The sequence below is a fragment of the Ruegeria sp. CDSA221 genome (genome assembly GCF_059611825.1).
Genome location: NZ_JBXWPK010000015.1, coordinates 57,890 through 75,098, shown reverse-complemented (window position 1 = coordinate 75,098; position 17,209 = coordinate 57,890). Strand labels below are relative to the sequence as shown.

At 54.8% G+C, this 17,209-nt stretch carries 18 protein-coding genes and 1 tRNA gene; 8 read left to right on the top strand and 11 right to left on the bottom strand.

All coding sequences use genetic code 11. The annotated features are described in order from the left end of the window. Nucleotides 1–29: 29 nt before the first annotated feature. From AC2FJ5_RS18265 to AC2FJ5_RS18215, 11 genes are all read right to left on the bottom strand, one after another. Nucleotides 30–1,118: an SGNH/GDSL hydrolase family protein gene (locus AC2FJ5_RS18265; RefSeq protein WP_496794249.1), complete on the bottom strand. Its 1,089-nt coding sequence runs from the start codon at nucleotides 1,116–1,118 to the stop codon at nucleotides 30–32. Between the two features lie 153 nt (nucleotides 1,119–1,271). Beyond that, nucleotides 1,272–1,937 (bottom strand): YrbL family protein, encoded by a 666-nt coding sequence (locus AC2FJ5_RS18260; RefSeq protein WP_496708441.1) that lies wholly within the window; start codon nucleotides 1,935–1,937, stop codon nucleotides 1,272–1,274. A 145-nt stretch (nucleotides 1,938–2,082) separates the two neighbouring features. Then, complete coding sequence (locus tag AC2FJ5_RS18255; protein ID WP_496691250.1) at nucleotides 2,083–3,243, bottom strand: ABC transporter substrate-binding protein; 1,161 nt, start codon at nucleotides 3,241–3,243, stop codon at nucleotides 2,083–2,085. A 29-nt stretch (nucleotides 3,244–3,272) separates the two neighbouring features. Next, complete coding sequence (locus AC2FJ5_RS18250) at nucleotides 3,273–5,159, bottom strand: AMP-dependent synthetase/ligase (RefSeq protein WP_496794247.1); 1,887 nt, start codon at nucleotides 5,157–5,159, stop codon at nucleotides 3,273–3,275. Between the two features lie 4 nt (nucleotides 5,160–5,163). After that, nucleotides 5,164–5,937 (bottom strand): ABC transporter ATP-binding protein, encoded by a 774-nt coding sequence (locus tag AC2FJ5_RS18245; RefSeq protein WP_496794246.1) that lies wholly within the window; start codon nucleotides 5,935–5,937, stop codon nucleotides 5,164–5,166. Next, a complete protein-coding gene (locus AC2FJ5_RS18240; protein ID WP_496691247.1) occupies nucleotides 5,934–6,698 on the bottom strand; it encodes an ABC transporter ATP-binding protein in 765 nt (254 codons plus the stop codon). The genes AC2FJ5_RS18245 and AC2FJ5_RS18240 overlap by 4 nt, the downstream gene beginning before the upstream one ends. After that, the gene (locus AC2FJ5_RS18235; protein ID WP_496794245.1) at nucleotides 6,695–7,792 is read right to left on the bottom strand and encodes a branched-chain amino acid ABC transporter permease; all 1,098 of its coding nucleotides are present in this window, start codon (nucleotides 7,790–7,792) and stop codon (nucleotides 6,695–6,697) included. Before AC2FJ5_RS18235 ends, AC2FJ5_RS18240 begins: the two co-directional genes overlap by 4 nt. Nucleotides 7,793–7,795: 3 nt before the next feature. After that, nucleotides 7,796–8,671 (bottom strand): branched-chain amino acid ABC transporter permease, encoded by an 876-nt coding sequence (locus AC2FJ5_RS18230; RefSeq protein ID WP_282027411.1) that lies wholly within the window; start codon nucleotides 8,669–8,671, stop codon nucleotides 7,796–7,798. Nucleotides 8,672–8,745: 74 nt separating this feature from the next. Beyond that, nucleotides 8,746–9,774: a zinc-binding dehydrogenase gene (locus AC2FJ5_RS18225; protein WP_496794243.1), complete on the bottom strand. Its 1,029-nt coding sequence runs from the start codon at nucleotides 9,772–9,774 to the stop codon at nucleotides 8,746–8,748. Between the two features lie 201 nt (nucleotides 9,775–9,975). Then, a complete protein-coding gene (locus AC2FJ5_RS18220; RefSeq protein ID WP_281972111.1) occupies nucleotides 9,976–10,497 on the bottom strand; it encodes a hypothetical protein in 522 nt (173 codons plus the stop codon). 344 nt (nucleotides 10,498–10,841) lie between these two features. Next, nucleotides 10,842–10,931 (bottom strand) — tRNA-Ser (locus AC2FJ5_RS18215). Nucleotides 10,932–11,075: 144 nt separating this feature from the next. Between AC2FJ5_RS18215 and AC2FJ5_RS18210 the strand changes: the two genes are divergently transcribed. The 8 genes from AC2FJ5_RS18210 to proB all read left to right on the top strand — a co-directional run bounded on the left by AC2FJ5_RS18210 (nucleotide 11,076) and on the right by proB (nucleotide 17,204). Continuing rightward, nucleotides 11,076–11,897: a DUF2059 domain-containing protein gene (locus tag AC2FJ5_RS18210; RefSeq protein ID WP_271948056.1), complete on the top strand. Its 822-nt coding sequence runs from the start codon at nucleotides 11,076–11,078 to the stop codon at nucleotides 11,895–11,897. Then, nucleotides 11,897–12,694 (top strand): DUF2059 domain-containing protein, encoded by a 798-nt coding sequence (locus AC2FJ5_RS18205; RefSeq protein ID WP_496704615.1) that lies wholly within the window; start codon nucleotides 11,897–11,899, stop codon nucleotides 12,692–12,694. The genes AC2FJ5_RS18210 and AC2FJ5_RS18205 overlap by 1 nt, the downstream gene beginning before the upstream one ends. Before the next feature lie 210 nt (nucleotides 12,695–12,904). Continuing rightward, nucleotides 12,905–13,522: a 50S ribosomal protein L21 gene (locus tag AC2FJ5_RS18200; RefSeq protein ID WP_496688073.1), complete on the top strand. Its 618-nt coding sequence runs from the start codon at nucleotides 12,905–12,907 to the stop codon at nucleotides 13,520–13,522. An 11-nt stretch (nucleotides 13,523–13,533) separates the two neighbouring features. Next, nucleotides 13,534–13,803 carry a 50S ribosomal protein L27 gene (rpmA, locus tag AC2FJ5_RS18195; protein ID WP_496794242.1) on the top strand — a complete coding sequence of 90 codons (270 nt, stop codon included), beginning with the start codon at nucleotides 13,534–13,536 and terminating at the stop codon, nucleotides 13,801–13,803. Nucleotides 13,804–13,896: 93 nt separating this feature from the next. Further along, entirely contained in the window at nucleotides 13,897–14,505 is a 609-nt protein-coding gene (locus AC2FJ5_RS18190) for a LysE family translocator (RefSeq protein WP_496688076.1), read from the top strand. Next, nucleotides 14,502–15,038, top strand: a complete 537-nt coding sequence (locus AC2FJ5_RS18185) for a GNAT family N-acetyltransferase (protein WP_496700295.1) — start codon at nucleotides 14,502–14,504, stop codon at nucleotides 15,036–15,038. The genes AC2FJ5_RS18190 and AC2FJ5_RS18185 overlap by 4 nt, the downstream gene beginning before the upstream one ends. 37 nt (nucleotides 15,039–15,075) lie before the next feature. Continuing rightward, complete coding sequence (gene obgE, locus AC2FJ5_RS18180; protein ID WP_496695437.1) at nucleotides 15,076–16,110, top strand: GTPase ObgE; 1,035 nt, start codon at nucleotides 15,076–15,078, stop codon at nucleotides 16,108–16,110. Further along, complete coding sequence (proB, locus tag AC2FJ5_RS18175) at nucleotides 16,098–17,204, top strand: glutamate 5-kinase (protein WP_496794241.1); 1,107 nt, start codon at nucleotides 16,098–16,100, stop codon at nucleotides 17,202–17,204. Before obgE ends, proB begins: the two co-directional genes overlap by 13 nt. The last annotated feature ends 5 nt before the right edge of the window (nucleotides 17,205–17,209 follow it).

The following is a 17,209-nucleotide window of genomic DNA, read 5'->3' as shown; positions in this document are numbered from 1 at the left end:
GATTTGGGGTGCCGAATCTGTTGTCGAACTCAGCCGGCTGTTTTGGTTTCGATCAGCGGGGCCAGAATCTGGAACATGAATTCGGACAGAACCCTGTTGCCGTCCGCATTCAGATGGCCATCGTATCGGAAATACAGGTCTTCACCCTTGGTGCCGTATTCCTCGGCGAGGTAGGGCAGCGCTTCGTGCCACTGAAATCCTTGCTCGGCCACCACACCCTCCATTAGGCGGTCGGGTAGGCCGGGATCGACCTCGGGATCGGAAGATGTTTTCGCGGCCTGAAGAACCTGAAACAACTGTGGGACAGACACGACCACAAGCTCGGATCCCTGCGACTGCGTGAAGGCTGCCATGCGGGAAAACACCTGCTTTGTCGTCTCGACTTTGGCTTGAAACAGATCGCTCATCGGGGTGGTGAAAAAGGCCTTTCGCGGCGTCATCAGGTACAGTTGGGTATAGGTCTGATCGTTCGCCATCAGCATTCGCTTTAACAGCGTTACCGAGTGTAGCGAGGATTTCTTGATATTCCCCGAGCCTACAACCGAACTGACATCGCTAAAGGCGACATCAACGCCATCAACGGTCCGAATGGGCTCATTTGCGAACATATCATTGGGAAGAAAGGTCACCAGCACGATATCAGGGTCATATTTTTCGCTTAACCGCTCGAGATACAGCGCCTGTTGAGATGTGTTATATCCCGGAACACCTGCGTTGATCAGCTGAACAGGCATGCCTTGATCCAGGAACTTCTGGGCCAAGAGTTCTGGCCAGATATCGCCCAGCTCATTTGAGGCGCCGAAGGTAAAGGAATCTCCCAGCAACAGGATCTTGATGGTTCTTCCATCGTCTGATGCACTGGCTGGAAAGCGGGTTTCACGAAACCCGTTTTCGTCGACTTTATACTCAACCGTGAACTCTGGTGCATTGATGGCGACGACGGTGTTTGGCCTGTTCGTATGCCCGACGACCGGGTCCTTCAATCCAAGTGGACCACCCTTTGGATATGTTGTCAGAACGCCTTGTGGTGACAGCCAACGGATGCCCAGCTCCACACCAGCAAGAAGCGTTGCAGAGATCATCACGATGATCAGAAAGTTCAGAATTTTTGACCGCATTTTTTATCTAACTACCTAGAATACCATTTACTGAATTGGTCCCGTTTTCATGGTAATGACGAGGACGCACAAAACACATTTCTGAATGTTGAGATTAACAGCCCGCACACGTCAAGCGTGAGACGAAAAGAAAGTCACTCCAACACGGATTTGTCAGTCCGTTTCACGTCCTAAAGCCTGTTGGGCCAAAGCAAGGAATTTCTGCCGAGTCTGGTCGATCTTTCGTTTGTTCAGGCTTGGGAACCACCTGCGAACTGGGATCGCCTGCTTATTTCCGAAACTGTCTATCCAGACCCATCGTCCTGAGCCGTCGGCCAACGTCTGATAGACGATGTTGCCGGGGTTCTGGTTACTGACCAAAACGTTCTCTTTGACCAAAATATCAAAATGCGCGTTCAACGAATCCAAGTGATGCGACTTAAGGCGACGGCTTTGGACCATACCAATAAGGCTGGGCGATAGCTGCCCGTCAGGCTCGGAAATCCGCTCGTACATAAGCGCCAGACCCAGGTCCGTCTGAACCACACCTCGCACCTCACATACGGGGATAGGGGCAGCGGATTTCTGGTGACGCACCATAAGATCAAACGACTCGTGAAACTCGCGCAGAAATCCTTTGAACGCCGTCGAGCGTCGAAACATCCGATCAAACCAGGTGTCCGTCACAAGATGAGCTTCGTCATCTATCGTCTGAGGTTGCGGGATCTTCAGCAGAGTGTCCGGCAGATCAGGGTGTTGATAGACAAATTGCCGATTACCCTGCGCGATGATCTTACGATCTTTCAACGACAACAGATTTTCGATTCGAGTTTTTTCCATTTCGCCTAACTATAGCGGTTTTGCATTGGAACCAATTATCCCCAGGTGGAAAGCCCAAAACAAAAATGAAAAAGCCGTCCGTATTGGAACGGACGGCTCATGGTTTCTAACGCCTGAATGCAGATTAAACTCTGTTTTTCAGTCGTTACTCTTCGTGGACCAGCTTCCAAGCACCGTTTTCAACAACGCTCACAAACACCGTGTCGGCACCTTGGTGGTCGTCCGGCGAAAACGAGATGTGATTTCCAACCAGTTCGTCGTTGTAGTCGAGTGTCTCCATCGCAGCGATAAAACTGTCATGAGTCAGATCGGGGCCGGCGATTTCCAGCGCCTTAACCATCATTTCAGCCGCAGAATAGCCCAACATTGCAAATCCAACGGGATCTTCGCCTGTTGCAGCCTTATACTCTTCGATGAAGGCTGCAGGGGCCGGTTGGTCCGCGCGGGCCCACAAGTCCAGCCATGAGGCGGCGGCATAAAAACCATCCGTCACGCCACCCGGCACCTGCGCAACGACGGTCAGGAAGCTGGCTGATGTTCCCAAGAATTTCATATCCGTTAGACCCATCTTTTTGGCGGTGCCAACCACAGTGATCGCCTGCCGAACCCCAAGGGCCATGGTGACGATGTCGCAGCCTTCATCTCTGAGCTTGCTCAGAGAGCCCACGAAATCCGTCTCATCGGGCTTGTGGGTGGTTTCTGTGCCAAAACCGATCCCAGCCTCTTCGGCACCCGCCTTGCTGCCTTCCAGAATCTCCTCGCCGAAATCGGTGGGCAGATACATGGTGCAGACTGTTTGCGATCCGAATTCGCTGGCCAGATAGTTCACGCCGACACGCGCCTGATCGAAATAGGTGGAAAAGGACGTGAATTTGTTGCGCACTGGTTCTTGCAGCATTTTCTGCGACGACGTCAAAGGCGCGACATTCGGAATGCCCTTGGGATCGAGCAGTTTGAACCCGGCCAGGTTCATCGGCGTACCCAGAGATTGCAACATCGCAAACACCTTGTCGCGGTTCAGCAACTTGTTGTAGCCCTGCATCGCGCGCGGCATCTGATAGCCATTATCCTCAACCACAAAACGGATGGTCCGACCGTGCACACCACCTGCGGCGTTCACGCGGTCGAACACCACATTGGCGCCTTTGGTGGCTGGGACACCAACGGCGGCGAAGATACCGCTCAGATCATTGACCGAGCCGATTACGATCTCATCATCCGTAACACCCTGTGTCTGAGCGCTGGAGAGTGTCGCGACAGCCGTCAAAACTGTGGCAGCGGACAGCCGTTTAATCAGATTCCTCATTATAATCCTCCCTTTGGATAACGTTTTGTCTAATTGTACATGTCTTCAATAAGATGTTCGTGTTTCTTTTCCACAAAGCTGCGCTTGAGCTTCATTGTGGCCGTCAGTTCGTCATCATCTGCCGTCAGCAGAACATCTATCAGGCGGAAATCCTTGATCTGCTCAACCCGTGCGAAATCCTTGTTTGCGGCACCCACTTCGTCTTTGATCTGGTCCCGAACCTCGGTGGAGGCACAAAGAGAGGCAAAATTCGAGAAGGGGACCTTTCGATCCTGCGCAAATTTCTCCACGTTTTCCTGATCAATCATGATTAGTGCAGTCAGGAACTTGCGCTTATCGCCAATTACAACTGCGTCCGAGATAAAGGGGCTGAACTTGAGACGGCTTTCAATCTCGGCCGGGGCGATATTTTTGCCGCCCGCCGTGATGATAAGATCTTTGAGGCGACCCGTAATGGTCACGAAACCGTCTTGGTCGATCTGGCCCATATCACCAGTACGCAACCAACCATCGGCAGTGAAAGTCTCGGCGGTTTTGGCGTTGTTGCGCCAGTAGCCCTGAAAGATGTTCAGCCCTTTAAGCTGAATCTCTCCGCCTTCGGAAATACGGACGTCATTAACGGGCACAGCCTTTCCAATGGTTCCGATCCTGTTATTGCCGAGCGTATTCAGCGTCGCCAGACCCGAGGTTTCGGTCATACCGAACCCTTCGACCAGAGGCACGCCAATGGCCCAATACCATTTCAGCAAATCAGCCGAGATCGGGGCCGCGCCGCTGCCACCGCGTCGCATGTTGTCCAACCCCAGCATCCGGCGCAGATTGCGCAGAACCAGACGGTCCCAAAGCCAGTATTGCGCGGCAACACCTGCCGGAACCGGCTTGCCCGCCAGAATGTATTCGGCCCGTGCCAGCCCCGCCTTGACCGCCAGTCCAAAGGCCACGCGCCCGGTTGCGGTGGCGTCCTGGCTCAGGATCTGAACCTGCGAATAGATCTTCTCCCAGACCCGCGGAACCGCCGTGAACGTCGAGGGCGAGACCTCTTGCAGATTGGCGAACACCGTCTCGGGGCTTTCGGCAAAGTTGACGACAGATTTCGTTGCAAGCGGGAAATATATGGAAACATCACGCTCGAGGATGTGGCAGAGCGGCAAAAAGCACAGCTGTTCATCTGTTTCCAATGCGGGCAAGGAATGAGCGCCGGCTTCGATTGCGGCAAGGATGTTCTCGTGGCTCAGCATTGCGCCTTTTGGCATGCCGGTCGTGCCCGATGTATAAACCAGAAGAGCGGTATCCTGCGGGGATGCCAGCGCGATTTCCGCTTCAAAGCGGTCGGGCTCTTCCATCTCGACATGCTGGCCCAGCTCATAAAGATCGCTGATCATCATGCAGCGGTCGTGGTCCAGATCATGCAGGCCTTCATCCTCGAGGATGATGACCTTCAAAAGGGTCGGCAGATCCCCTTCGACCTCGAGGAACTTGTCCAACTGCTCTTCGTTTTCGACCACCAGGAAACGGCTGTCACTGTCATTGATCAGGTATTTCACCTGGGCGGCCGCATCCGTCGTGTAGATGCCCGAGGCAATCCCACCGACGCCCTGAATGCCCATATCGAACCAGGCCCATTCTTTTCGGTCTTCGGAAAGGATCGAAACGACCTCACCGCGTTTCAATCCCAGCTTTTGCAGGGCGAGGCCGATCCATTTCGCGTGCTGCCAGTAATCCGTCCATGAATAGGATTTCCAGATACCTAAATCTTTCTCGCGATGCGCGGTACGCGCGCCCAAATTGGCACAACGCTTTTGAAAAAGTTGCCCGATGGTTGTGCATTCATCTACATAGACCGGTCGCTGACCGGGATTTGCGTTGTACTGAACACCGTTGATCATGATCTGAGAGGGCAGGGTGCTTATATTCATGCGCTCACCTCCACGTCTTCTTGCGTTTCCAGCGGCGGTTTTCACGCGCACCTTCTTCCTGCACACCCAGATAGAAATTCTGGATGTCTTCTGACTGCATCAGCTCATCCGCGGGGCCATCCATGACGATGCGCCCGACCTCCATGACATAGCCGTGATGCGCCAGTTCCAGCGCAGCATTGGCGTTCTGTTCAACCAGCATCATCGTCATGTTCTGTTCATCATTCAGGCGCTTCAGGATTCCGAAAATCTCTTGCACAAGCAAAGGAGACAGGCCCAGCGAGGGCTCGTCCAGTAACATGATCCTTGGATTTGCCATCAACCCCCTCCCGATTGCCAACATCTGTTGTTGGCCTCCGGATAAGGTCCCCGCCTCTTGATTGCGGCGTTCTTTCAGGATCGGGAAGTAGGAAAAAACCAGTTCGCGGTCATGGTCAATCTGGCCTCGGTCCGAGGATGTATAGGCGCCGAGGCTCAGGTTTTCGTCCACGGTCAGCAGAGGAAATACTTCGCGCCCTTCGGGTACGTGGACGACGCCTTTCTGCACAACTTTATGTGGCTCGGCCCCTTGAATTTCGACCCCGTCAAAGCTGATCTTGCCCTTTTCCGGGTCCATTACGCCGGACACGGTTTTCATCAATGTGGTCTTGCCGGCCCCATTGGCCCCAAGGATCGACACGATTTTACCCGGAGGCACATCCAGCGACACGCCCCGGATTGCCATGATTGGCCCGTAAAAACTTTCGACATTGCGAATGGTCAGGATCGGATCGCTCATGACACTTTCCCTAGATAGGCCTCAACCACTGCCGGGTGTGACTGTACCTGCGCAGGGGTTCCCAGTGCGAGCATTGCCCCATCCGCCATTGCAAGGACCCGATCCGAGACGCCCGAAACCAAAGCCATGTCATGTTCGACCATCAGCACCGTAATCCCCATCTGCCGCCGGATATCGTCTATCCACCAGCGCATATCGGTCGTTTCCTCGACCGACAGCCCCGAGGCCGGTTCATCCAGCAGTAACAACTTGGGATCGGTGGCCAGGGCGCGGGCAACTTCAACCACTTTGCGCACACCGTAAGGCAGGCCGGATATCATCTTGTCGCGATAGGCCTGCAGATCAAGAAAATCGATGATTTCTTCAACCTTTTCACGGTTTTCGATCTCTTGCCGCCGGGCCGACGGCAGGAACAGCACCTCGGATAAAAGTTTTGTCTTGCGGTGCCGATGACGCCCGACCAGCAGGTTCTGCAGAACAGTGGCGTGTTCGAACAGTTCGATATTCTGAAACGTCCGCGCAACACCAAATGCTGCAACGCCGGACGGTTTCACCTGCAGCAAGTCATGCCCGTCATACCGGATTGAACCCTCTATTGGTTCATAAAAGCGCGAGATCAGATTGAAAACGGTCGATTTACCCGCGCCATTGGGGCCGACTATGGCAAAAACCTCGCCGTCTTCGACTGAAAAGGACAGGTCGTTCACAGCCGTGACGCCACCAAATTTCAAGGTGACATTCTTAAATTCAAGCAGGCTCATCTCAGACGCTCCGTCTTGAGATAGGATTTCTGACGTTTGAACATGTCCTTGCGATAGAAGGGAAACAGTTCGAACCATGTCCGGATCTTCAGCCAACGTCCATACATCCCCATGGGTTCAAACAGGATAAAGGCGATCAAGATCATGCCGAAGATACCAAATTCCAATCCCGGAATTGCGACGGTGCTGCCCCCGAAAACTGCGCCGACATACTCTTTTGCGATCGACAAAAATTGCGGCAGAAACCCAATGACAACAGCACCCAGGAATGCCCCGTGGATTGAGCCCAGACCACCGATCACGATCATCATCAGCAACTGAATTGAGATTAGGACGCTGAATGTCTCGTTATTGAACGCGCCCGAGAACATCCCCATCAGAGCACCCGCCCAGCCGGTCACAGCGCAGGACAGGGCAAATGAGATCATCTTGGTTTGCGCAATATCAACACCCATCGCCTGGGCCGAGACCTCAGAATCTCGCACGGCGATGAAACTGCGCCCAAGCGGTGCGCGCAGCAGGTTGATATAGCCCAGAGTGACCAGAACCGCGACTGCAAGCGCCAGCCAGAAGAATTGGACCGGCGTAGCCCAGCGATCGACCATGAATCCAAATATCTCGACCCCGCCGATATATTTACCGGCGACCCCGCCGGTGATCGGCTCGGCCAGGACAATCACGTCATCCATCAGGATCGATAGGGCCATGGTAAAGATTGCCAGGTAGATACCGTGAAGGCGCAGGGCCGGGATAGCAACGGTCACCCCTGCTATCCCGGTCAGGATACCGGCGATCGGGAAGGCCAGCAGGAATGGCAAGCCTGCCTCTATCAAGATGATATTCGCATAGCACCCAAAAGCCAGAAAAGCCGCATGCCCAAGGCTGACCTGTCCGGTATGGCCGGTCAGTATCATCAACCCAAGACCTGCAATCGCCCAGATCAAAACATTTGTCAGCTCACCCAGATAGAATGCGTCCAACCACCATGGAGCGGCGATCACGACGCCTAGAAGGATCAGGTATAGGCTCAGTTGATACCGGTCTTTCCAAGGCCGGATATCTTGCATGTAACTGGTCTTGAAAATGATCCGCATGGCTTAAACCTTTTTGACCCTAACTTGGCTGAACAGCCCATTGGGGCGAAAGATTAGGACAGCCAACAACAGCGCATAAGGTGCAATCTGACTGTACCCAGCAGCGATATAGCGACTGGCAAACGGTTCGATTACGCCAACGATCAAACCTCCAGCCAATGCTCCAGGTAAACTTCCGAATCCGCCAATGACCGCAGCGGCGAAGGCCTTAATGCCCAGAAGTCCGGTTGCCGGGTCCACGGATCCTTTGGCGGCAAACAAAATGCCTGCGATACCCGCAACCATGCCGGCCAACGCCCAGATGAAACCCTGCACTCGTTTTACCGGGATTCCCATATAATAGGCCGCCAGCTGATTTTGTGAGGCACCCTGCATTGCAAGCCCAAGCTTGGTGCGACTGAAGAACTGGTACAGCCCCCAGGTCAGCAGAACGGTCACGACGATAACCGCCACGTCCTCCATCCCCAGTACAAGGCCGCCGAAATGCACTTCTTTTCCGGCCAGTGGATTCTGTAGCGTCTGCGGTTCGTGCCCCCAGATCAGACCGGCCACAAAGCGGATTACAAAGCCCAGGGCGATGGTCAGAATGACCACGGCCGTCTGGCTTTCCCCGAAAAGTCGCCGAATGATCAACCGGTCCAGCAAGTACCCCAGCGCGCCCATGATCCCCAACGAGATCGGCAAGGCCAGCCAAAAAGGCAGCCCCATATATTCGGCATTTGTAAGCCCGATGGTAACAAAGGCGCCCAGCATCATGAGGTCACCCTGTGCGAAGTTCACTGCCTCGGTCGCCTTGTAAATCAGAACAAATCCGAGCGCGATCAGCCCATAGACACAGCCATTCGCCAGCCCGCTAATCAGCAGCTGCGCATTATCCAAACTCACCTCCCTATACCGGTTGCTCCGGGTTCATTTAGATCCCGGGCCTCCTCCTTAGCCCGGGGTTTGTACTACTATGGCGTGATAATTACCTTTCCGTCACTCTTTTGCAGTGCATCAACCAGCCCGGACATAACATTTTTTAATGTAAGCTTTTCTGAAACATCTGTTTTCCAACGCCTGTCCGCAAAACGGGCCTGAACCTCGGCAACGACACGTACCACATCTTCGCGAGGCGTCGCTGTCATCCATTGTGTCAGCCAAAACCCTTCGATTTTCTTACCCATAAAGATGAGCTGTCCCGTCTGCGTTAGTTTGGGCAGTTCAGGGCTGAGCTTGCCATAACACACCCAGCGCGCACCTTTCGGCATCGCACAGAAAATCTGTTCGGAAATCTGGTCGGCGACGGCATCCAAAAAGACCCGAGGTTTAAGCTCTTTGCTAAGCGCTGCGAATTTCTGCAGCATGTCGGGGTCTGATGTTACCAGCACGTCATGCGCGCCCAGCTCTTTCAATGCAGCAACGGTCTCAGCGCGTCTCACGATCGCAATCGGCTTGAGCCCAAGATCGCGACCGAGGCTGCACATAAGCTTGCCCAACTGACTGGTTGCGGCAGATACGATAAAAGCATCTCCGGCCTGACGCGCCAGATCGACCATCGCCATGGCTGTCATCGGGTTCACAATCTGTGCTGACCCATCGTCATCCGAGATATCCGGGCGCAGTGGAATACACATTTGTGCATCGGTCAGAGCGTACTCGGCCCAGGCACCGGAAAGAGTGGCCATGAATGCCACGCGCTGTCCCTGCAAACCCTCGGCTCCGGCACCGGTGGCGACGACGTCTCCACATCCCTCAAACCCAGCCGGAGACCCCTTTACCCTAGGCTGCCCGTATTCACCCTTGATAAAATGCAGGTCGGACGGATTAACTGATGACGCCCTCAGACGGATCAGAACCTGTCCTGCGCCCGGCTCGGGCACAGGCATTTCCGTTTCGGCCAGCCAATCAGACGCATTTTGGATGCTGGGACTAGTGGCTTTGCCCGAATACCCATCATGAGTTTGAACGATCGCAAACATGGAAGAGGGAAGGGGGGTCATGAACGTACCTTTTCTGAACGATTGGAAACTGTCGGGTCCTGCTTGACTGCATCAAACCAACAATTTCGAAAATAATGGCCATGATCGACATCAACCGTGGCATATGTGTTCAGATCAGCCAAGCAAATGGCCAAAGGCGCGTCAATCGAACTATTCTTTGACGTAGGGAAAGACCGCCTGTTTCGGCGGTCTTTCTAATTCTTACTGACCAGTCAACAGGGCCTGAAGTTCCTGAATTTTCAGCGCGATTGTTGCAGGTGAGGCTTTGATATCATCGAGAATACCAACCGCTTTTACCTTCAGTTCTTCTGCCAGTGTGCTTTCCTGAACTGAGGCCACCATGGCGTCATAGTCAAAGTTATCAACACTCATAGCGCCGCTCTCAACCCAGGAATTCAGCAGCTCTTGCCCCTGGTTGGTGAGGGCAGCGACCTCTTCTCCAGCCTGATCAGCCAGCTCAGTCGCTGTTTCACCAGCTTGAGTGGCTAAGTCAGACGCGGCTTCGCTGGACTGTTCGACGATTTCAGCCGCCTGTTCCGTAACGGAAGACGCAGCTTCGCCAGCCTGTTCGGTAACCGATTCTACGGCTTCGGACACGGCATTTCCGGTTTCTTCAGCGGCGGCTTGCGGCTGTTCGACCGGAGCGGCAGGTTGATTCAGATAGTAATAGATTGCGGCGCCAACGCCGGCGACGACGACCCCTAGCAAGATTATACGCGACATGGGATTCTCCTTTGAAATATGTGTCGCCGAGATGGGGGGAAACTAGCGGACTGGAAAGGGGAATTCGTGGAACATCCTCTCAGAACAAGGGATTGAGCCAGTGTACGCCGATCTGGGCCGATCCCATGGCAATAACACGCCAACGTTGAACAACCAGTGGCCGAGATGCCATTGTTGTCAACCGACCCACAGGGTCGCACAAATGCCTGTTCAGCAGGGAAGCACAGAAACTAAGAATTCTCGTAGGAACGCGCGCAAAGCGAATAAGGCGACAAAGGCCTGCATTTCAGGTGCTTGAGCTAAATTCCGGAAAGCTGGTTACCAATCATGCGCTGAATGGCTGATGGCGGAGAGACAGGGATTCGAACCCTGGGTGGGCTTGCACCCACAACGGTTTTCGAGACCGCCCCGTTCGACCACTCCGGCACCTCTCCGCGGGGGTCTGTGAGGGGGGGATTTAGTGATGAACACCAGGGGGTGCAAGCAGAAAGTTTCATAATTTATCAATCCCAGGATTTTCCGTTGCCAGATGCCGCAAAACCCCTAGGCTTCTGTACATGAGACATTTTACGCACCACATGACCACCGCCCTTTCGCTGTTTCTTTTCACAGTATTCATGTTGCCAATCCCGGCATCCGCTGCCGGGCGCGATAGGATTGAGGCATTCTTGACCACGACCGGTTTCGACGTTGCCCTTGAAAGTATTGCTCTGGCCTCGGCCTCGGCGCCTCAGATGCTGGGTTTTGACCCCGATGGATTCGGGTCGGACTGGGCGCGGCTGACCGAAGAAGTTTTCGATACCAAAGACATGCATGAAACTGCAGTTTCGATTTTAGAGCAGACGCTTAGCGATCAGGCGCTGAATCACGCGGTTGAATTCTATGCATCAGATCTGGGTCAACGACTGGTCTCTGCTGAAAACGCTTCCCATCTGATCGAGGATGACGAAGCAAAACAACAGCAGGGGCAAGAGATAGTCGCTCAACTTGTCCGGGAAGGCTCTCAACGTGTTGAGAGTCTAAAAAGGATGAACACTGCCATCGACTCAAGCGGTACTTCTTTGCGCGCCCTTCAGGAAATACAAATCCGGTTCCTCCTCGCCGCCAGCGCTTCAGGTGTGATCGAACTGCAGTTGGATGCAGATGAATTGCGCGCAATGATGAAACAGAACGAAACCGGGATGCGACAGGCCTTACAGCTCTCCGCACTTGCCGGTGCTGCTTATACCTATCAGGATTTCTCGGATGCGGATGTCATCACCTATGTCGAGGCGTTGGAACAGCCTCTAATGCAGGAAGTCTACGAACTTTTGAACGCCATTCAGTATGAGATAATGGCTATGAAATTCGAAGTCCTGGCAACCAAAATGGCCGAGCTTCACCCCGCACAGGACATCTGATGCGCATTCTGATCGTTTTTGCCCTGATCTTCTGGGCCACATCATCCGGCGCCGTGGAAAAAGCAGATCGGCTGGCGCAGGCAATGCGTCTGGAGAACCTGATCGAAATCCTCCTGTCCGAAGGCGGAAAGATGAGCCAAGAGATGGACGCCACTTTGTTGGATGGCAACGGTGGCGCTCTGTTCGAAACTCGGGTCGAGGCGATTTATGATCCCGATTGGATGTATGATCAGTTGGTCCAGGGATTCCAGCAAAGCCTGGATGAAGTGCATTTGGAACGCGCCATCGCCTTTTTTGAAAGCGATCTTGGCCAGACCATCGTTTCCCTTGAGAATTCCGCACGGCTTGCTTTTGTTGATCCGGCAATCGAAGACTTGGCAAAACAGGCCTATTTCGAAAACACCAAAGACAGCATGCAGTTCAAACTGGTCGAAGAGTACATACTGGCCAACGACCTGATCAAACAGAACGTGCGGAGCGCTTTGAGCGCGGATTACAACTTTTTCAGGGGGATAAATGACGGCCAGGTTCTCGATGACAGCGACCTTCTGGACAACCTTCTGCTGCAAAAGGACGGGATCGAGCAAGAGACAGAAACCTGGCTGTATTCCTTTCTGTTGATGGCCTATAACCCTTTGAGCAACGCCCAAATGCGCAAGAACATCGCGTTTTCTCGAACGGATACAGGGCAAGCGCTGAACAGCTCACTGTTCGAAAGCTTCGACAGTATGTATGATCAGATCTATTACGATCTGGGAAAGGCGGTAGCGGCTGTCTTACAGGGCTCTGATCTTTAGTCGCCATTTCATGTTGACTTTCCTCTGCAATCTTTGGATAAGCGCCCATCCCGGCCGGAATCTCCGCGCCGGGTATCGTTATTATTGACCCAAGGGGCTGATCCATGGGTCATTCACACAGCCCGAAAAAGGGCGCGCTGTTCGAGGTGGCTGAGGCCGAAAACACCCGCAAGGGGACCACAGAACGCGGGTTAGACAAAGGAAAGACGCATGTTTGCGGTCCTCAAGACTGGCGGCAAGCAGTACAAGGTTCAGGCGGGTGATATCCTCCGCGTTGAAAAATTGGCTGCCGACGCAGGTGAAAAAGTTCAATTCAACGATGTTCTGATGCTGGGCGGTGACGCTCCGGTTGTTGGTGCACCGTTTGTAGATGGTGCAGCCGTTCAGGCCGACGTGATCGAACAGATCAAGGGTGACAAGGTCATCAACTTCGTCAAGCGCCGTCGTAAGCACAGCTCGAAGCGTACCGTTGGCCACCGTCAGAAGCTGACCCTGGTCAAGATCACCGACATCCTGTCGTCGGGCGCTGACAAGTCGGGCATCAAAGCTGCAACCGGTTCCGCACCGGCTGGCGAAGCTGCCCCAGTGGCAAAAAAGCCCGCCAAAAAAGCTGAAGCAAAAGCAGAGGCGCCTGCCGCTGTTGCTGCTGCAGACGATCTGACCGCGCTGAACGGTGTCGGCCCAGCCGCTGCCAAAAAGCTGAACGAGGCCGGTATCGAGAGCTTTGCCGCTCTGGCCGCCTTGTCGGACGAGCAGATTGCTGCTATCGAAACGGTCAAAGTGAAGCCCGAATGGGTTGAGCAGGCCAAAGAGCTTGCTAAAGGCTAAGGAGAGAGAGAATGGCACATAAAAAAGCTGGCGGTTCCTCCCGTAACGGTCGCGACTCAGCTGGTCGCCGCCTTGGCGTGAAACTGTATGGTGGCCAGGCCGCCATCTCAGGCAACATCATCGTGCGTCAGCGCGGCACCAAGTTCTGGCCGGGCGAAGGCGTAGGCATTGGCAAAGATCACACCATCTTTGCAACTATTGATGGCGCTGTGAAGTTCCACAAAGGCCTCAAAAACCGCACCTTTATTTCGGTCCTGCCAGTGGCGGAGGCCGCAGAGTAAGCCGAAACCCATAAGGTTTGAAAATTCTTGGGGGACCGGCAGAAAATGCCGGTCCCTTTTCTCGTTTTAACGCAGGTTCGATCAAACAGTCCGATGACAGTCGCAACCACCAGTTTCCTGATCTTTGCCGCCAGTCAGGTCGGCACGCCGGGACCGGCCAATATGGTCCTGCTGGGAACCGGTGCGCGTTACGGGTTTCGGGCAGCGCTGCCTTTTGTGGGCGGCGTCATTCTGGGCAAGCAGCTAATCATCTGGCCGGTGGGCTTTGGGTTGCTGCAATTGGCGGATCAGGCGCCGGCGGTGTTTGCTGTTCTGAAATACGCCTCGGCGGCCTATATCATGTGGCTGGCCTGGAAGATCGCCAACACGCGGCTGTCCCGGCAAGAGGCTGATGGCGCAGCGCCAGGGTTTCTGGCTGGATTGATTGTTCATCCGCTCAATCCCAAGGCCTGGGCCATGATCGTTGCGGGGTTCACGGGGTTTGTCGCCGTCGGAACACCAACTTTTGAGGCAACGCTCGCAATCGCGGCTTGTTTGTTGATTTGTCAGGTGATTCTTCACCCAATCTGGACATTTGCCGGAGATAGAATTGCCCACGCGGTTGAAGGTCGGCCGATGGAAAAATATCTGATGTGGACGTTAGCAGGTCTCACTGTTGCGTCTGTACTTTTTGTGTTGTTCGGAGGAGGAACGCACCTATGAAACTTGAGACGATCATAAACCAGCCGGTCATAGAAACCGAGCGGTTCGATCTGCGCCCTCTGCGCCGGTCGGATCTGGGTCTCATCGAACATTATGCCGGAGATGAACGGGTTGCGCGTATGACGACAAGGATTGCGCACCCTTTGCCGCCCGGCGCGGTTGAGGCCTTTGTGACCCGGTCCATGGCCGAAGACCGCAGCGAGGATGTCTGGGCGATGGACGCGACCAAGGATGGCGGTCCGGAGCTGATAGGCCTGATCTCTTTGGAACGCCTGGATCGCAACCAATCCGAGGTCGGCTATTGGGTGGCTCCTGTCTATTGGAACACCGGGATCGCATCTCTGGCGGTCGAAACACTGGTTGTCGCCAATCCGCTTGAAAACACGTCGATGTTCGCAAGCGTATTTCAGGACAATCCAGCCTCAGCCAGGGTGCTGACGCATTGTGGTTTCGAATACCTGGGTGATGCCGAAATCTATTCGGTGGCGCGTGATGCGAACGTGCCCACTTGGACATACAGTAAAAAACTCTGACTTGTGGCCGGTGGGGCCTTTGCAGTAGGGGACAGTCATGAAATTTCTCGATCTTGCAAAGGTCTACATCCGGTCCGGGGCCGGCGGTGGCGGCTGCGTCAGTTTTCGGCGCGAAAAGTACATTGAATACGGCGGTCCCGATGGCGGGGACGGCGGTAAAGGTGGCTCTGTCTGGGTCGAAGTTGTGGATGGGTTGAATACCCTGATCGACTTTCGCTACCAGCAGCATTTCTTTGCCAAGAACGGTCAGCCTGGCCGGGGGCAGCAGCGCACCGGAAAAGATGGTGATGACATCATTCTGCGCGTCCCGGTCGGCACTGAGATCCTGGATGAAGACGAAGAAACCGTCATCTGCGATCTGACAGAGGTGGGCCAAAGGGTCCTGCTGGCCAAGGGCGGCAATGGCGGTTTTGGCAACCTGCACTTCAAATCGGCCACCAACCAGGCTCCTCGTCGGGCTAATCCGGGTCAGGCAGGTATCGACCGCACGATCTGGCTGCGCTTGAAACTGATTGCCGATGTCGGCCTGTTGGGGATGCCTAATGCCGGGAAATCGACCTTTCTTGCTGCGACATCGAACGCACGCCCCAAAATTGCCGATTACCCCTTTACCACCTTGCACCCCAATTTGGGCGTGGTGGGTGTCGACAATGTGGAATTCGTGGTGGCCGACATCCCCGGTCTGATCGAGGGCGCACATGAAGGACGTGGCATCGGAGACCGTTTTCTGGGCCATGTCGAACGCTGCGCGGTATTGCTGCATTTGGTTGATGGCACTTCCGAGACAGTGGCAGAAGACTACCGTACGATCATTCACGAGCTCGAAGCCTATGGTGGAGAATTGGCCGATAAGCCCCGCATCACTGTGCTGAACAAGGTCGACGCCTTGGATGACGAGGAACGAGAGCTGGCAAAGTCCGAGCTAGAAGGGGCCGTTGGTGGCCCTGTGATGGCCATGTCAGGTGTCGCGCATCTTGGCGTAACCGACGTCCTGCGGGCCTTGCGCAGTCAGATCGACGATGACCGCGTGCGCCAAAAACCCGCCGAGGAGGAACTCCCTTGGCAACCCTGACCGCAGCCAAACGCCTAGTGGTCAAGATCGGATCCGCCTTGCTGGTGGATCGGAACACAGGGTTGCTGCGATCTGATTGGTTACATTCGCTTGCTCAGGACGTCGCATGGCTGAAGGGGCAGGGGACCGACGTCATTTTGGTCTCATCGGGGTCAATCGCGTTGGGGCGTGGCGTTTTGGGTCTGCCCATGGCCACGCTTCCGTTGGAACAGTCGCAAGCCGCCGCCGCTGTCGGGCAAATCCGGCTGGCCCGCGCCTATGAAGAAGCCCTGACGCCTCACAACATTACCACTGCACAAGTGCTCGTCACGCTGGAGGATAGCGCGGATCGTCGCCGCTATCTGAATTCACGCGCCACCTTGGAAACGCTGCTGGGGCTTGGAGCCGTTCCGATTGTCAACGAGAACGATACAGTCGCCACGGATGAGATCCGATATGGCGACAATGATCGTCTGGCCGCTCAGATCGCCGTCACTGTTGGCGCTGATCAGCTGATCCTGCTGTCGGATGTTGATGGCTTCTACTCGGCCAATCCAAATGAGGATGCCTCTGCCAAGCGGTATGACGTCATCGAAGACATCACGCCCGAGATTGAGGCGATGGCAGGTGATGCCGGATCCGGCCTATCCAAAGGCGGGATGAAGACCAAACTGTTGGCGGGAAATATGGCCACGGCTGCTGGTTGCGACATGGCGATCACCGAAGGATCCCCTCTGAACCCTTTGAAAACGCTTGAAAACGGCGCGAACTGTACATGGTTCATCGCGACTGTTGACCCGCATGCCGCCCGCAAACGCTGGATTTCCGCGATGAAACCCCGGGGTGAGATCGTTGTAGACGCGGGGGCCGCGCGGGCGCTGAGCAATGGCAAAAGCCTGTTGCCAGCAGGAATAGTCGAAGTGTCCGGAGATTTCGGGCGCGGTGATCCTGTTTCGATCATGGACCCACAGGCGCGACGGCTTGCGCAGGGGCTCAGCCGCTATACCGCGCAAGAAGCAGACGCTATCAAGGGGCGCAAATCGACCGAGATAGAAGCCACTCTAGGCTATCCTGGCCGCGCGGTGTTGATCCACCGCGATGATCTGGCTGTTTGACAAAT

Coding starts and splice junctions, on each gene's coding strand:
- AC2FJ5_RS18265 (WP_496794249.1), bottom strand. CDS start 1,118: ATGCGGTCAAAAATTCTGAACTTTCTGATCATCGTGATGATCTCTGCA.
- AC2FJ5_RS18260 (WP_496708441.1), bottom strand. CDS start 1,937: ATGGAAAAAACTCGAATCGAAAATCTGTTGTCGTTGAAAGATCGTAAG.
- AC2FJ5_RS18255 (WP_496691250.1), bottom strand. CDS start 3,243: ATGAGGAATCTGATTAAACGGCTGTCCGCTGCCACAGTTTTGACGGCT.
- AC2FJ5_RS18250 (WP_496794247.1), bottom strand. CDS start 5,159: ATGAATATAAGCACCCTGCCCTCTCAGATCATGATCAACGGTGTTCAG.
- AC2FJ5_RS18245 (WP_496794246.1), bottom strand. CDS start 5,937: ATGAGCGATCCGATCCTGACCATTCGCAATGTCGAAAGTTTTTACGGG.
- AC2FJ5_RS18240 (WP_496691247.1), bottom strand. CDS start 6,698: ATGAGCCTGCTTGAATTTAAGAATGTCACCTTGAAATTTGGTGGCGTC.
- AC2FJ5_RS18235 (WP_496794245.1), bottom strand. CDS start 7,792: ATGCGGATCATTTTCAAGACCAGTTACATGCAAGATATCCGGCCTTGG.
- AC2FJ5_RS18225 (WP_496794243.1), bottom strand. CDS start 9,774: ATGACCCCCCTTCCCTCTTCCATGTTTGCGATCGTTCAAACTCATGAT.
- AC2FJ5_RS18220 (WP_281972111.1), bottom strand. CDS start 10,497: ATGTCGCGTATAATCTTGCTAGGGGTCGTCGTCGCCGGCGTTGGCGCC.
- AC2FJ5_RS18210 (WP_271948056.1), top strand. CDS start 11,076: ATGACCACCGCCCTTTCGCTGTTTCTTTTCACAGTATTCATGTTGCCA.
- AC2FJ5_RS18205 (WP_496704615.1), top strand. CDS start 11,897: ATGCGCATTCTGATCGTTTTTGCCCTGATCTTCTGGGCCACATCATCC.
- AC2FJ5_RS18200 (WP_496688073.1), top strand. CDS start 12,905: ATGTTTGCGGTCCTCAAGACTGGCGGCAAGCAGTACAAGGTTCAGGCG.
- rpmA (WP_496794242.1), top strand. CDS start 13,534: ATGGCACATAAAAAAGCTGGCGGTTCCTCCCGTAACGGTCGCGACTCA.
- AC2FJ5_RS18190 (WP_496688076.1), top strand. CDS start 13,897: ATGACAGTCGCAACCACCAGTTTCCTGATCTTTGCCGCCAGTCAGGTC.
- AC2FJ5_RS18185 (WP_496700295.1), top strand. CDS start 14,502: ATGAAACTTGAGACGATCATAAACCAGCCGGTCATAGAAACCGAGCGG.
- obgE (WP_496695437.1), top strand. CDS start 15,076: ATGAAATTTCTCGATCTTGCAAAGGTCTACATCCGGTCCGGGGCCGGC.